At 65.4% G+C, this 15,102-nt stretch carries 14 protein-coding genes; 11 read left to right on the forward strand and 3 right to left on the reverse strand.

What is annotated here, in order from left to right:
- Positions 1-19: 19 nt before the first annotated feature.
- Genes FJ418_RS04750 through FJ418_RS04760 form a run of 3 tightly spaced genes read right to left on the reverse strand, consistent with a single transcriptional unit; the run spans position 20 to position 2,881 of the window.
- Positions 20-502 carry a MarR family transcriptional regulator gene (locus FJ418_RS04750; protein ID WP_140647114.1) on the reverse strand — a complete coding sequence of 161 codons (483 nt, stop codon included), beginning with the start codon at positions 500-502 and terminating at the stop codon, positions 20-22.
- Positions 502-2,073: an NAD(P)/FAD-dependent oxidoreductase gene (locus FJ418_RS04755; protein ID WP_140863920.1), complete on the reverse strand. Its 1,572-nt coding sequence runs from the start codon at positions 2,071-2,073 to the stop codon at positions 502-504. Before FJ418_RS04755 ends, FJ418_RS04750 begins: the two co-directional genes overlap by 1 nt.
- A 16-nt stretch (positions 2,074-2,089) precedes the next feature.
- On the reverse strand, positions 2,090-2,881 hold the full coding sequence (locus FJ418_RS04760; RefSeq protein ID WP_140647112.1) for a cyclase family protein: 792 nt from the start codon (positions 2,879-2,881) through the stop codon (positions 2,090-2,092).
- Positions 2,882-3,001: 120 nt separating this feature from the next.
- On the opposite strand from FJ418_RS04760, the gene FJ418_RS04765 reads away from it, so the two are divergent.
- The 11 genes from FJ418_RS04765 (at position 3,002) to FJ418_RS04815 (ending at position 15,087) form a co-directional block, all read left to right on the forward strand.
- Positions 3,002-4,576: an NAD(P)/FAD-dependent oxidoreductase gene (locus FJ418_RS04765; protein WP_140863922.1), complete on the forward strand. Its 1,575-nt coding sequence runs from the start codon at positions 3,002-3,004 to the stop codon at positions 4,574-4,576.
- A 167-nt stretch (positions 4,577-4,743) separates the two neighbouring features.
- Complete coding sequence (locus FJ418_RS04770) at positions 4,744-6,273, forward strand: ABC transporter substrate-binding protein (RefSeq protein WP_140863924.1); 1,530 nt, start codon at positions 4,744-4,746, stop codon at positions 6,271-6,273.
- Positions 6,274-6,343: 70 nt separating this feature from the next.
- Complete coding sequence (locus FJ418_RS04775; RefSeq protein ID WP_140863928.1) at positions 6,344-7,351, forward strand: ABC transporter permease; 1,008 nt, start codon at positions 6,344-6,346, stop codon at positions 7,349-7,351.
- Positions 7,344-8,192, forward strand: a complete 849-nt coding sequence (locus FJ418_RS04780) for an ABC transporter permease (protein ID WP_140863930.1) — start codon at positions 7,344-7,346, stop codon at positions 8,190-8,192. The genes FJ418_RS04775 and FJ418_RS04780 overlap by 8 nt, the downstream gene beginning before the upstream one ends.
- Complete coding sequence (locus FJ418_RS04785; protein ID WP_140863933.1) at positions 8,189-9,067, forward strand: ABC transporter ATP-binding protein; 879 nt, start codon at positions 8,189-8,191, stop codon at positions 9,065-9,067. The genes FJ418_RS04780 and FJ418_RS04785 overlap by 4 nt, the downstream gene beginning before the upstream one ends.
- Positions 9,060-9,890, forward strand: a complete 831-nt coding sequence (locus FJ418_RS04790) for an ATP-binding cassette domain-containing protein (RefSeq protein WP_140863935.1) — start codon at positions 9,060-9,062, stop codon at positions 9,888-9,890. Before FJ418_RS04785 ends, FJ418_RS04790 begins: the two co-directional genes overlap by 8 nt.
- A 75-nt stretch (positions 9,891-9,965) precedes the next feature.
- Positions 9,966-10,565: a VOC family protein gene (locus FJ418_RS04795; RefSeq protein WP_246680625.1), complete on the forward strand. Its 600-nt coding sequence runs from the start codon at positions 9,966-9,968 to the stop codon at positions 10,563-10,565.
- Positions 10,566-10,755: 190 nt separating this feature from the next.
- Positions 10,756-13,050 (forward strand): bifunctional salicylyl-CoA 5-hydroxylase/oxidoreductase, encoded by a 2,295-nt coding sequence (locus FJ418_RS04800; protein WP_140863937.1) that lies wholly within the window; start codon positions 10,756-10,758, stop codon positions 13,048-13,050.
- Positions 13,047-13,820 (forward strand): SDR family NAD(P)-dependent oxidoreductase, encoded by a 774-nt coding sequence (locus tag FJ418_RS04805; RefSeq protein WP_140863939.1) that lies wholly within the window; start codon positions 13,047-13,049, stop codon positions 13,818-13,820. The genes FJ418_RS04800 and FJ418_RS04805 overlap by 4 nt, the downstream gene beginning before the upstream one ends.
- Positions 13,814-14,278 (forward strand): MarR family transcriptional regulator, encoded by a 465-nt coding sequence (locus FJ418_RS04810; RefSeq protein ID WP_140647102.1) that lies wholly within the window; start codon positions 13,814-13,816, stop codon positions 14,276-14,278. Before FJ418_RS04805 ends, FJ418_RS04810 begins: the two co-directional genes overlap by 7 nt.
- Positions 14,275-15,087, forward strand: coding sequence for an enoyl-CoA hydratase family protein (locus FJ418_RS04815; RefSeq protein WP_140863941.1), 813 nt, complete (start codon positions 14,275-14,277; stop codon positions 15,085-15,087). Before FJ418_RS04810 ends, FJ418_RS04815 begins: the two co-directional genes overlap by 4 nt.
- The last annotated feature ends 15 nt before the right edge of the window (positions 15,088-15,102 follow it).

The following is a 15,102-nucleotide window of genomic DNA, read 5'->3' on the forward strand; positions in this document are numbered from 1 at the left end:
CAGGGGGCGGCGCGTACATCTAGATCTCGTGCTTGCGGATGTTGTTCAGCATTTTCTGCAGCGTCGCGATCAGCGCGGCATACTCGGCGTCGTCGACACCGTCGAACATCGCCTCGAAGGCGTCGTGCATGGCCGGCCAGGCGCGCGTGAACAGCGCACGTCCGTCATCGGTCAGGAACACATGGCGGAAGCGGCTGTCGGTGACGCCCTGCTCGCGCCGCACCAGGCCCTGGCCTTCCAGCGCGTCGAGCGTGCGGCTCAAGGTCGACTGCTCGATCACTGTGTAGACCGAGAGGTCGTTGACGGTGACGCCGTCGGTGACCGAGAGCACGGCGAGCGTCCGCACCTGTGGAATGGTCAGGCCCTGTTTGCGGAAGTCGTCGCGCAGCGTGGCGTTGTAGCGGCCCATGATGCGGTTCATCAGATAGGGCGCGAACTGCTGCAGGCCAATCTGGCCGAGGGTAGAGATGCGCTGGCGTTTTTCGGCGAGTTTCTGTTCCATCACAGCCTCCCCGCCAAAAGGAAGCCGGAGCCGCCGCCGAGGCCGGCGCCCGGATGGGTCGAGGCGCCGATATGATAGAGGCCCTTGATGCCGGTCTCATGGTTGCGGCTGGCCTTGAACGGCCGCCACAGGAAGGACTGGTCGATGGTCGACGAGCCGCCATAGGGATCGCCGCCGACCAGGTTGACGTTCATCGCTTCGAGATCGGCTGGCGAATAGGCGCGGCGCGCGATCACGCTCGCGCGAAAACCGTCGATGTGGTCGGCGAGGATCGCCTCGACGCGGTCGGCATAGGCCTCGCGCAACGCCTCGCTCCAACGGCCGTCGGCCGGCGCCTCGAGCTTGCCCGCGGCATCGCCCTTGATGTGGCGCGGCGCCTCGGGCAGTTGCAGCCAAAGGATCGCCTTGCCCTCGGGGCAGCGCGATGGATCGAGCGCATGCGGCTGGCCGACACAGATGGTCGGCACCTCCGGCAGCAGGCCGCGCACTGCTTCGTTGCAGGCTTTCGACACGCCGTCGAGCCCCGGCGTCAGATGCAGCAGCGCCACCTTGTCGAGACCTTCGCCGCGCCAGGCCGGCGGCTTGTCCAACGCGTAGTGGATCTGGAAGTTGCCCTTGCCGTAGCGATAAACGCGCGTCGCTTCGACGTCGCGCTTTGGGGCATCCCCTCCGAGCAGACGGCCATAGAGCTGCGTCGGCGTGACCGAGCAGATGACGCTCTTCGCGGCGCTCAGGGTCTCGCCGGAGGCGAGCCGGACGCCGCTGGCGCGGCCGCTTGTCCGGACGATCGAGGCGACGTCGGCGTTGACGCGGATTTCGCCGCCGCGTTCCCTGATCAGCGCCTCGAAGGCGGCGAGCAGGTTTTTCGCGCCGCCCTTGACGATCGGCGCGCCGGCTGCCTCCAGCGCGAAGGCGATGACCTTGGCGATCTGGCCGGAGAAGGCGTCTTCCGGGCCGAGCCCGGCATGCAGCACCCAGGGCGCCCAGAGCGCGCGGACGATGTCGGATGTGTAAGTCGTTTCCAACCAACCCCGCGCGGGCACCAGCGCCCCGCCCATGAAGGCGGCAAGGTCGCGCGGGCCACGCCGCCAGGCCTCGCCGGCGATGAGCTTCGTCGTCGGATAAGACCAGAGCGCGCCGCCGAGCAGGCCGAACAGCAGCCCGGCATTGCGCTCGATATCGCCGACATCGCCGCCATGACGGTCACCGTCGCCGGAGGCGATCCGGTTCAGCGCCGCGATGTTGGCGGCGCGGTCGGTGGTGATAACGGCATGGCTGCCGTCGGGCGTGAGCACGCCTGTCGGCGTGGCGGTGTGGCAGAAGTCCAGCCCATGCCGCGCAAGGTCCTTGCCGAGCGCGGCAAAAGCCGGCGACGTGATGAACAGCACGAAGGTCGTGGCCATCACGTCATGAACGAAGCCTGGCGCTGTGATCTCCTCGGTGCGCATGCAGCCACCGATGCGGTCGTTGCGCTCGAGCACGAGCACCTTGGCGCCCTTGGCGCCAAGCATCGCCGCGCAGACCAGGGCGTTGATGCCGCTGCCGACGATGATGTGATCGACGTCGCCCATCGTCGTTGCCTTGGCTTTAACCCCGAGGCACCAGCGCCAGCGCTCGGATCGGGCTGCCGGTGCCGCGCTCGATCTTGAGCGGAGCGGCGATCAGGATCGCGCCCTTCGGCGGCAGCTGGTCAAGGTTGCAGAGGCTGGCCAGCCCATAGCGGTTGGCCTTGTGCATCAGCGTGTGCGCCGGGAACGGCGGCTCCATGCCGCCGGCCTTGCCGGCGTCGGTGCCGATCGTCTCCGAGCCCCAGCCCTTGATGTCCTTGGCTATCAGGAACTGGATGGCTTCCGCCGTCGGGCCGGGCGTGTGCGGGCCGGTCTCGTTGGCGTTGAGGAACTCGGCTTCCGAGCCGTTGCGCTTGTACCAGTCGGTGCGCATCACCACCCACTCGCCGGGATTGATGGCGCCATGCTTGGCTTCCCAGGCCTTGATATGGTCGACGGTGAGCAGGAAGTCGTGGTCGGCCGCCGACTCCTTGGAGCAGTCGATGACGTTGACCGGGCCGATGAAATTCTGCGCCGGAATGGTGTCGGTGGCGCCGTCCGGATAGTCCTTGCCGGTGATCCAGTGCTGCGGCGCGTCGAAATGCGTGCCCGAATGCTCGCCGAGCTTCAGCCAATTCCACGCCCACCACGGGCCGTTCTTGTCATATTTGGAGATCTCGTGGATCTCGACCTTCGGCGTGTCGACGGCGAGTTCCGGCGGCAGCTTGATCAGCGGCGTATCGGGGCCGAGCGGCGCCGTCAGGTCGACGACCTTGATGGCGCCCGAGAGCAGCTGGCTGGCGACCTCGCCGAGGAGTTTCTGCGTGTCCATGGTCTTTCGTTCCCTCTTGTCGGTGATCATCAAGGCTCGTTGCGGCCCTTAATATACCTACTAGACGAAAACATATGCATCTGCAATTATCTTTAAGCATAAAGCATTTTGGGGCGGGGCGTGAGCGAGTTCGACGCCATCTTTGTCGGGGCGGGCCACAACAGTCTGGCATGCGCCGCGCATCTGGCGCTCAAGGGCTGGAAAATAGCGGTTTTCGAGCGCAGCGAGGCAATCGGCGGCGCGGTGCGGACCGCCGAATACACGCTTCCCGGTTTCCGGCACGATTTCGGCGCGATGAACCTGAGCCTCTTCGCCGGCTCCGCCTTTCACCGGAAATATGCAAATGAATTGAAAGGCCACGGGCTGGAATTCGCGCCGGTGGGCGACTGTTTCGCCAGCGCCTTTCCGGACGGGACATGTTTCGGCGTCAGCAACGACCTCGAGAAGACGACGGCGCGGCTGGCCGCCTTCTCGTCGGCGGATGCAGCCGCATGGCGCCGCCTGGTCGGCACCTTCCCCGGCGAGGCCGAACATTTGTTCCGCTTGCTGGGCTCGCCGATGAGCGCAAAGGCGCTGGCCGGCACGGGCTGGAACCTGTGGCGCAAGAAGGGCATCGCCGGCGCTCTCGATACCGCTCGATTGCTGCTGTCATCGCCTCGCGCCTGGCTCGAGGAAAATTTCGAGACGCCGCATGTACGCACGACCCTCGCGGCCTGGGGCATGCATCTCGACTTCGCGCCCGACATCGCCGGCGGCGCCGTGTTCCCCTATCTGGAATCGATGGCCAACCAGAGTTTTGGCATGGTGCTGGGCAAGGGCGGCGCCGACACCATCATCCGCGCGCTGGCCGGCATGGTGACGGCGGCCGGCGGCAAGATCACGACCGGCGCGGACGTCGCCGAGATAACGGTTTTCGGCGGCAAGGCGACCGGCGTGCGGCTGGCATCCGGCGAAACCCATAGCGCGACCAAGGCCGTCATTGCCGGTGTCGCGCCCAAAGCGCTGCCGGGCAAGCTGCTGCCCAATGGCTCCGGCGACGCCGGCTTCGACGCGGCGATGAAGACATTCCGCCATGCGCCGGGCACGATGATGATCCACCTTGCGCTGGACGACCTGCCGGATTGGAGCGCCGGCGCCGAGCTTCGCCAGTTCGCCTATGTGCATCTGGCGCCGTCGCTCGACGCCATGTCGCGCGTCTACCAGCAGGCGATCGCCGGCCTGCTGCCCGACCAGCCCGTGCTGGTCGTCGGCCAGCCGACGGCGGTCGATCCGTCGAGGGCGCCGGAAGGCAAGCATGTGCTGTGGGTGCAGGTGCGCATGCTGCCGGCGGAGATCCTAGGCGATGCGGCGGGCAAGATCGCCCCCGCTCACTGGGACGCGGTCAAGGACCCCTATGCCGAGCGCGTGCTCGACATCATCGAAAGCTACGCGCCGGGATTGCGCAAAAAAATCCTCGGCCGCGCGGTGTTCTCGCCGCTCGATCTGGAACGCGAGAACCCGAACCTTGTCGGCGGCGACCAGATCTGCGGCAGCCATCATCTGGCGCAGAATTTCCTCTTCCGTCCGGCGCGCGGCTTCGCGCGCTGGAGCACGCCGGTCTCGAACCTCTTCCTCACCGGCGCCGCGACATGGCCCGGCGCCGGTACGGGCGCCGGCTCCGGCTTCATGCTCGCCCAACAACTGGGAGGGAATTAGAGCATGATCCCGAACCGAAGGTCAGCGAACGCAAAAAGCGGGAACCGGTTTTCGGAGAAAGATCATGCTCCAACAAAGAGCTAGAATTCCGGGATGGACAAGCGCGGTTGCCCACCACCGAATGAAAACGCCGCGCGGACAAATGACAACCAACAAGGGGAACGACCATGACCATCAACAGACGTGACTTGCTAGGCTATGGCGCGGCAGCGATTGGCGCCGCCACGCTCGGCCTGCCGAGGGCGGCAAAGGCGGCGGACGAGCTCACCATCGCCTACAATGTCAACCTGCCCTCCTGGGATCCGACAACCGGACCCTCGGCGGTGAACCCGACCATCCAAGGCCTCTACCAGTCGGTGTTCGACCAGATCATCGGCCAGAAGCCGGACCTCTCCTTCACGCCCGGCCTGCTCACCGAATGGGGCTGGAACGACGACCGCACCAAGGTGATGATGACGGTGCGTGAGGGCGTGAAATGGCATGACGGCTCGCCCTTCACACCCGAAGACGTGGTATGGTCGCTGACACGGGCCGGCGACGAGAAGACCGGCAACCCGATCCAGTTCGTCTGGAAGAACGTCAACAATTTCAAGATCGACGGCAACAAGATCACCGGCGACGTCGTGCAGTTCGATCCGGTCTATTTCAAGTGGATGTCGTTCCTGACCGGCTACATCCTGCCCAAGGCCTATTACGAGAAGGTAGGCGCCGAAGGCTTCGAGAAGGCGCCGATCGGCACCGGCCCCTATATGGTCGACAAGTTCGAGCGCAACGCCTTCCTGCGGCTGAAGGCCAATCCGAACTATTGGGGCACGAAGCCGGCCTTCGAGAACGTGACGATCAAGTTCGTCACCGACGCGGCGAGCCGTGTCGCCGAGATCGAATCCGGATCCTCGCAGGTGACGCTCGAAATTCCCTATGAGGAATATGACCGGCTGATCGCCAAGGACGGGCTCGCCGGCTCGATCAAGAACGTTTCCGACATCGGCATGATCTTCTTCAACGACATCGAGGCGATGCTGGACAAGAACGTCCGCCAGGCGGCCGTGATGGCGGTGGACAAGGATCTGCTGGTCAAGCGGCTGCTGCGTGGCTACGGCCAGCCGATCGCGACGCTGGAGACGCCGGAATACACGGCCTTCGATCCCTCGATCAAGGTCGAGCACAATCCCGACAAGGCCAAGGAGCTGCTGGCGGCTTCCGGCTATTCGCCGGAGAAGCCGGTGAAGTTCACCATCCAGACGACCAAGGGCTTCAAGCCCAAGGACTACGAGATGATCCAGGCGATCGTCGGCATGTGGCGCAAGGTCGGCATAGAGGCCAATATCGAGGTCTACGAGATCGCCAAGCACTATGAGCTGCGCGCCGCCGACAAGCTGGCACCGGCCGCCTTCTACAACTGGGGCAATTCCATCGGCGACCCGACCACCTCGACCGGCTTCGCCATGTACGGCCCGAGCCCGCATTCGGTGTGGGACAGCCAGGACCTGATCGACATGATCAACCCGCTGTGGGGCGAGAAGGACGAGGCCAAGCGCATTGCCGGCTGGAAGGCCGCCGACAAATACATCGCCGAACAGGCCTATGTGCTGCCGCTGATGCAATACGCGCAGCCGATCGTGCACTCGAAGAAGGTCAATGTCGTGCAGCATGTGTCCGGCGCGCTGCTGCCGGCGCTGATGACGCCGGCCGCCTGATCGTCGGTCTTGGATTGCCACGCGCGCCGTCCGCAAGACGGCGCGCATTTTCATCTAGGCATATGGGCGCATGCTGCTGCAGAGATTCCTCGTTCGTCTGCTGACGATGCTGGTGACGCTGTTCGGCGTCGCCATCGTCGTCTTCGTCGTCATCCGCGTGGCGCCCGGCGACCCGATCGCCATGATGCTGCCGCCCGGCGCCAGCAATGACGACATTGCGCGGCTGCGCGCGCTCTACGGGCTCGACAAGTCGATCGTGCAGCAATTCTTCATCTGGCTCGGCGGCGTGCTGCATGGCGATTTCGGCACGTCGATCTCGTTGCGCCAGGACGTGCTCGGGCTGGTCTTCAACCGGCTGCCGGCGACGCTGGAGCTTGCGACCGTGGCGCTGCTGATGGCGATCGCGATCGGCGCCACGGCCGCGATCCTCGGCGCGCGCTCGCGTGGCACGGCGCTCGAAGCGGGCATCGACATCGCCAGCGGCGCGACGCTCTCCATCCCCGATTTCCTGTGGGGCCTTGTACTGATCCTGCTGTTCGGCGTGCTGGTGCCGGTGTTCGACATTTCAGGTCGAGTTTCGCCGCAGCTCGATTTGCCCTTCGTCACCCAGTTCTATCTGGTCGAGAGCATCCTCAGGTTACGCTTCGACCTGACCTGGGACCTGCTCAAGCACATGCTGATGCCGGCCGTGGCCTTGGCGCTGCCGCTGGCGGCGATCATCGCGCAGCTCCTGAAACAGTCGCTGAAGGAAGTGCTCGACCTCGACTATGTCGTGCTGGCGCGGGTCAAGGGTTTTTCCGAAACGCAGGTGATCCTACGCGAGGCGCTGAAGAACGCGGCGCTGCCGACGCTGACGCTGGTCGGCGTGCAGTTCACCTTCCTCATCGGCGGCACGGTCATCGTCGAGCGGCTGTTCTCCTATGAGGGCCTCGGCAACATGGCGATCGACGCCGTCATCAACCGCGACCTGCCGCTGATCCAGGGCATCGTGCTGGTGTTCGCGCTGCTCTTCGTGCTGATCAACCTTGCCGTCGACATGATGTATGCGCTGCTCAATCCGAGGCTGCGCCATGGATGACGCGCGCATCGCCCGACGCGGCTTGAGCCCGCGGCTGTGGCTGGCCGGCGGCTGGCTTGTGCTGGCGCTGCTGGCGGCGATCTTCGCGCCGCTGGTCGCGCCGCAGGATCCCCTGGCGCAGGACCTGATGCTGGAGCGCCTGCCGCCCTTCTGGCTCGACGGCGCCGAGCCGGGCTATTGGCTGGGCACCGACAGCCTCGGCCGGGACCTGCTGTCACGCCTGATCTTCGGCGGCCGCATCGCCTTCATCGTTGCCTTCGCCGCCGCGACCTCCGCCTGTCTCCTCGGTTCGGCGCTGGGGCTGATCGCCGGCTATTTCGGCGGCTGGGCCGACCGCATCATCTCGCGCATCGTCGACGTGTGGATGGCGTTCCCGCCGGTGCTGTTCGCGATCCTTCTGGTCGCGGTGCTGGGCACGGGGCTCAGTTCCGTCATCCTCGCCATCGCGATCATCGACTGGACACGCTTCTGCCGGGTCATCCGCGCCGAGGCGATGAGCCAGGCGCGCATGGACTATGTCGAGAGCGCGCGCATCGCCGGTTACGGCCGCATCGGCATCATGCTGCGTGAGGTGCTGCCCAATGTGCTGCCGTCGGTGGTGGCGCTGTTGTCGCTCGAAATGGGCATCGCCGTGATCGTCGAGGCGATCCTCTCCTTCGTCAATCTGTCGATCTCGACCGACGACCCGACCTGGGGCAGCATCATCGCCGAGGGCCGGCTGTCGATCCATCAGGCCTGGTGGGTGCTGGTGTTCCCGCTGATCACGCTGATACTCACCGTGCTTTCCTTCAGCCAGTTTGGCGAAGCGCTGAAGGCGCGCTTCGATCCGGTACTGCAATGAGCGCGTGCCTCGAAATCCACCGCTTGAGCGCCGTGCTCCCCAACGGCCAGCGCGTGCTGCGCTCGGTGTCGCTTGCTGTCCAGCCGGGCGAAGTGCGCGCGCTGGTCGGCGAGAGCGGCGCCGGCAAGACGATGATCGGCAAGGCGGTGCTCGGCGTCCTGCCGAAAAGCGTGCGCGTCGTCGAGGGCGATATGCTGATCGAGGGCGAGGATCTCGGCCGGCTCGATCCCAAGGCGCGGCGGAACCTGATCGGTGCGCGCACGGCGCTGATCCCGCAGGATCCGCTGACCGCGCTCAACCCGTCGCGGCGCATCGGCCCGCAGATGACCGACCGGCTGGTGCGCATCCTCGGCTGGAGCGCAAAGAGAGCCGACCAGCGCATCCGTCAGTTGCTCGACGAGGTGCAGATCCGCGACCCGGAGCGCGTGCTGAAAAGCTACCCGCATGAGCTCTCCGGCGGCATGCGCCAGCGCGTGCTGATCGCGGCGGCCTTCGCGGCGGAGCCGAGGCTGATCGTTGCCGACGAGCCGACGACGGCGCTCGACGTCACCGTGCAGAAGCAGATCCTGCGGCTGATCGCGCAACTGCAGCGCGATCACGGCACGGCGATCCTGTTCGTCACCCATGACCTCGGCGTCGTCGCCAAGATCAGCCAGAAGGTGTCGGTGCTCTATGCCGGCAAGGTGGTCGAGGAGGCCGATACCGCGCAGCTCCTGGCGGCCCCGCAGCATCCGTACACGCGCGCGCTGATCGCGGCGACGCCGCGCTACACCGATCCGTATGCCTCGCTGAAGCCGGTGGACGAAAGCGTGCTTGCCGGGCTGGCGGCCGAGATCGCCGCCGCCGACAAAGGCTGGAAGCCCGGCCATGGCTGAGCCGCTGTTTTCCGTGCGCGGGCTGAAGGTGGCGCTGCCCGACATGACGCGCAAGCGGCTGATCGGCCGCGCGCCGCTGGCCGAAATCCTGAAAGGGCTGGACTTCGACCTGCCCAAGGGATCGGTCACCGGCATCGTCGGCGAGTCCGGCTCCGGCAAGTCGACGCTCGGACGCGCGCTGGTCAGGCTGATCGAGCCGAGCGCGGGCTCGATCGGCTTCGAAGGGCGCGACATCAGCCGTCTTTCGGAAGCCGAGCTGAGGCCACTTCGCCGCGACCTGCAGATGATCTTCCAGGACCCGATGTCGTCGCTCAACCCGCGCCACACGATCTTCAGCATCATCGCTGCGCCCCTGAGGCAGAACGGGCTTGGCGACCGGCTGAAAGAGCGCGTGGCGGAAGCCCTGCAGCGCGTCGGCCTGCCGCAGAGTTTTACCAGCCGCTACCGCCACGAGCTTTCGGGCGGCCAGCGGCAGCGCGTCGGCATCGCGCGGGCACTGGCGCTGTCGCCGAAATTCGTGCTGGCCGACGAGATCGTCTCCGGCCTCGACGTCTCGACGCAGGCGCAGATCCTGACGCTGCTGGAAAGACTGGCGGCCGAGATGGGGCTGACGGTCGCTTTCATCAGCCACGATCTGTCGGTGATCCGGCGGCTCTGCCAGCAGGTCATCGTCATGCGCGAAGGCAGGATCGTCGAGGCGAGCGCTACAGATGCGCTGTTCGCCAGCCCGAAGGAAACCTACACGCGCGACCTGCTCGCCGCCATTCCGCTGCCGGAGATCGATCCGGACTGGCTGCAGCCAGCGGCGAAGGCGCCCGAATGAACTGAGCTATCCGCACGCCGACCAGCGGGCCTCGGATGTGCGCAAGGACAAGTGAGTCCGCAAACGGAGGGTGACATGAACTACGCAACTCGCGGCGCGATGCTTGCCGCAATCCTGTTCGGCTCAATGGGGGCCGCATCGGCGGATGCGATCCCCGGCATGCGCGGGCACGACCACACCGGCCTTACCGTGCCCGACATGAAGCAGGCCGTCGACTTCTTCACCAATGTCGTCGGCTGCAAGAAGGCGATGTCCTTCGGCCCGTTCGCCGACGACAAGGGCACGTTCATGCAAGACGTGCTCGGCGTCGATCCGAAGGCGGTGATCGAGGAGATCACCATGGTGCGCTGCGGCTATGGCTCGAACATCGAGCTGTTCAAGTACACCGCGCCCGACCAGAAGGATCTGACGCCGAAGAACAGCGACATCGGCGGCTTCCACATCGCCTTCTATGTCGACGACGTCGCCGCCGCGAAGGCCTATCTGGAGGCCAAGGGAGTGAAGACCAGGATGGGACCGCTCCCGGTCAAGGAGGGGCCGGCGGCCGGCCAGACCATCCTCTATTTCCAGGCGCCGTGGGGGCTGCAGCTGGAGGCGATCAGCTACCCGGATGGGATGGCCTATGAAAAGGGCGCCGAGACAGTGTTGTGGAGCCCGAAGGATCCGACCAAGTGAAGAACCAAACGCGCCGGCGGTGATCATTCAATTATGAAACTTTAAGCTTGAAATAACTGCCGCGCGGCGCAATACTGAAAATTGGGATCGCCGGCATTGCCGGCGTTCCCGATGCCTTAGAGCGTTTCACGCAATTCCGGACGGAAAACCGCTACTTTTCCCGGAATTGCTCTGGAGGAGATCGCAAGACATGAAGGTTGCGGTTCTCGGCGGCGGACCAGCCGGCCTCTACTTTGCCATCTCGCTCAAGCTGCGCGACGCCGCGCACGAGGTGACGCTCTATGAGCGCAACCGCGCCGACGACACGTTCGGATGGGGCGTGGTGCTGTCGGCGGAGACGCTGGAGAACGTGACCAGGAACGACCCGGTCAGCGCCGTCTGGATCAAGAAGCATTTCGCCTATTGGGACGACATCGCCGTCATCCATGACGGTGTGCGCACGGTGTCCTCGGGCCATGGCTTCTGCGGCATCGGGCGCAAGCGGCTCTTGGTCCTGCTGCAGCGGCGCGCCCGCGAGCTCGGCATCAAGATGATGTTCGAGACCGATATTTCCGACCCGAAACCCTTCATGGAAACGCATGATCTGGTGGTCGCCGCCGACGGGCTGAACTCGAAATCGCGCGCGGCCTTCGCCGATGTCTTCAAGCCAGACATCGACACCCGCAAATGCAAGTTCGTGTGGCTGGGCACGACGCAGAAATTCGACGACGCCTTCACCTTCATCTTCGAGAAGACGGAGCATGGCTGGGTGTGGGCGCATGCCTACCAGTTCGACAGCGAGACCGCGACCTTCATCGTCGAGTGCAGCGAACAGACCTGGGCTGCGTTCGGTTTCGGCCAGATGACGCAGCAGGAATCGATCGCGGTCTGCGAGCGCATCTTTACAAAGCATCTCGGCGGCCATCCGCTGATGACCAACGCCAACCACATCAGAGGTTCGGCCTGGATCAATTTCCCGCGCGTGCTGTGCGAGCGCTGGTCTTACAAGAACCTGGCACTTATGGGCGATGCGGCGGCCTCGGCGCATTTCTCGATCGGCTCCGGCACCAAGCTCGCGCTGGAGAGCGCGGTGGCGCTCGCCGATTATGTCGAGTCCGAGCCGGACCTCGAAGCGGCCTTCCGCAAGTATGAGGATGCGCGGCGCACCGAGGTGCTGAAGCTGCAATCGGCGGCGCGCAATTCGCTGGAATGGTTCGAGGAAGTCGAACGATATCTCGGCCTCGATCCAGTTCAGTTCAACTATTCGCTGCTCACCCGCTCGCAGCGCATCAGCCACGAGAACCTTCGCCTGCGCGATGCCGAATGGCTGGCGGGCGCCGAGGAATGGTTCCAGCGCAAGGCCGGCGCCGGCGGCAACAGCCTGCGCCGCGCGCCGATGTTCGCGCCATTCAAGCTGCGCGACATGACTTTAGCCAACCGCATCGTCGTTTCGCCGATGGCGCAGTATAAGGCGATCGACGGCTGCCCCACCGACTGGCATTTTTCGCACTATGCCGAGCGCGCCAAAGGTGGCGCCGGCCTGCTTTACATCGAGATGACCTGCGTCAGCCCGGAAGGGCGCATCACGCCTGGATGCCCGGGTTTCTACAGACCGGAGCATGAGGTCGCCTGGAAGCGGCTGGTCGATTTCGTCCATGCCGAGACCGAAGCAAAGATCTGCGCCCAGATCGGCCATTCCGGCGCCAAGGGCTCGACCCGTGTCGGCTGGGAGGGAACGGACGTGCCGCTTGCTACCGGCAACTGGCCGGTGATGGCGCCGTCGGCCGTGCCATGGTCGCCGAGGAACCAGGTGCCTAAGGCGATGGACCGCGCCGACATGGATCTGGTCCGCGGAGAGTTCGTCGCCTCGGCCCAGATGGCCGCGCGCTGCGGCTTCGACATGCTGGAGATCCATGCCGCGCATGGCTACCTGCTGTCGGCCTTCATCACGCCGCTGACCAACTGCCGCACCGACGAATATGGCGGCTCGCTGGAAAATCGCATGCGCTATCCGCTGGAGATCTTCCATGCGGTGCGCGCGGTGTGGCCGGCCGAAAAGCCGATCTCGATGCGCATTTCGGCCAATGACTGGGTCGGCATCGAAGGCGTCACGCCTTCGGACGCGGTCGAGATCGCGAAGATGCTGCACGAGGCCGGCGTCGACCTTTGCGACGTATCGGCCGGGCAGACCTCGATCGCCGCCAAGCCGGTCTATGGCCGCATGTTCCAGACGCCGTTTTCCGACCGCATCCGCAACGAGGTCGGCATGGCGACGATGGCGGTCGGCAACATCTATGAGCCGGACCATGCCAACTCCATCCTGATGGCCGGTCGCGCCGACCTGGTGGCGCTGGCCAGGCCGCATCTTGCCGATCCCTACTGGACGCTGCACGCGGCTGTGATGCTCGGCGATCGCGGCGTCAAATGGCCCGATCCCTATCTGCCCGGACGCGACCAGATCTACCGGCTGGCCGAGCGCGAAGCGGCTGCGGGGCTCAAAGTATGAGCGCCGCGCGCGAAATCGCCGGCAAGCACGCGCTGGTCACCGGCGGCGGTTCCGGCGTCGGCAGGGCCATCGCGCTGGCACTGGCGGCAGAAGGTTTGGCCGTCACCATCTGCGGGCGGCGCGAAGCTGCCCTTGCCGAGGTCGCAAAGGAAAGCGACCGCATCTTTGCTGCCGCCGCCGATGTCACGAAGGAGGCCGACATGACAGCCCTCCACGAGAAGGCGGAAGCCGCGCGCGGACCATTCGACATCGTCGTCGCCAATGCCGGCATGGCGGTTAGTGCGCCGGCGCACAAGACTTCGCTGGGCGACTGGCAGCGCACGCTGGACGTCAACCTCACCGGCGCCTTCCTGACTGTGAAGCCGGCGCTCGCGGGAATGCTGGGGCGCAAACAGGGCAGGATTGTTTTCGTCGTCTCGACCGCGGGCCTCAAAGGCTATGCCTATGTCGCGCCTTACGTCGCCGCCAAGCACGGCGTGGTCGGGTTGATGCGGGCTTTGGCCGCCGAAACAGCCAAATCCGGCGTCACCGTCAACGCCGTCTGCCCGGGCTTCGTCGAAACCGACATGCTTGAGGAATCCGTCCAGCGCATCGTCGAGAAGACGGGACGTTCCACCGATGAAGCGCGCGCGAACCTCGCGGCGACGAACCCGCAAGGGCGTTTCATCCAGCCGGAGGAAGTCGCGACGGCGGTGCTTTGGCTGTGCAGCGGCGCCGCGCGGTCGATCACCGGGCAAGCAATCTCGGTCTCGGGAGGTGAAACATGGTAGCGGGACCCACGTCCGCCGGACCGGGCAAGGACAGGCTGCGGCTGTGGATACGCCTGCTGCGCGCCTCGCGCACCATCGAGGCCGAGCTGCGCGAGCGGCTGAAGAAGGAGTTCGACACAACGCTGCCGCGCTTCGACGTGATGGCGGCGCTCTACCGCGTGCCGGAAGGCATGCTGATGAGCGACCTGTCGCGCTTCCTGCTGGTGTCGAACGGCAATGTCACCGGCATTGTCGACCGGCTGGTTTCGGAAGGGCTGGTGACGCGGGCGCGGCGCAATGGCGACCGTCGCACCTCCATGGTGCGACTGACCGAGGAAGGCACGAGATCTTTCGCCGCGATCGCCGCCGCACATGAGAGCTGGGTCGGCGAGCTGCTCGGCAATGTCAGCGAGGACGAGGCACGGCGGCTGGCCGGCATGCTGAAATCGTTCCGCAGCAATTGGGAGGGACGCGAATGAGCGCCATGGCAAAGCTCAAGCCAAAACACTTCCTCTGGGAAGTCGAAGGTAAGGTCGCGAAGGTTCGGCTCGACCGTCCCGAGCGCAAGAACCCGCTCACCTTCGACAGCTATGCCGAGCTGCGCGACACGTTTCGCGACCTGGTCTATGCCGACGATGTCGATGCCGTGGTGTTCCTGCCCAATGGCGGCAATTTCTGCTCAGGCGGCGATGTCCACGACATCATCGGGCCGCTGGTCAAGATGGACATGAAGGAACTGCTCGCCTTCACGCGCATGACCGGCGACTTCGTCAAGGCGATGCTGAACTGCGGCAAGCCGATCATTTCCGCGGTCGACGGCGTGGCCGTCGGCGCCGGCGCGATCATCGCCATGGCCTCCGACATCCGCATCGCCACGCCGGAGGCAAAGACCGCCTTCCTGTTCACCCGTGTCGGCCTCGCCGGCTGCGACATGGGCGCCTGCGCGATCCTGCCGCGCATCATCGGCCAGGGCCGCGCGGCCGAGTTGCTCTACACCGGCCGCACCATGAGCGCCACCGAGGGCGAGCGCTGGGGGTTCTACAACCGGCTGGTCGAGCCGGCGGCGCTCGAAGCCGATGCGATCGATTTGGCGGCGCGCATCGTCGCCGGCCCGACCTTCGCGCATGGCATCACCAAGACGCAGCTCAACCAGGAATGGTCGATGGGCCTCGACCAGGCCATCGAGGCCGAGGCGCAGGCACAGGCGATTTGCATGCAGACTGGCGATTTCGAGCGGGCGTATCAGGCGTTCGTGGCGAAGCAGAAGCCGGTGTTCGAGGGGAATTGAGGATGTTGTGTCCGC

It is taken from the genome of Mesorhizobium sp. B2-8-3, from assembly GCF_006440815.1.
Classification (GTDB): Bacteria; Pseudomonadota; Alphaproteobacteria; order Rhizobiales; family Rhizobiaceae; genus Mesorhizobium.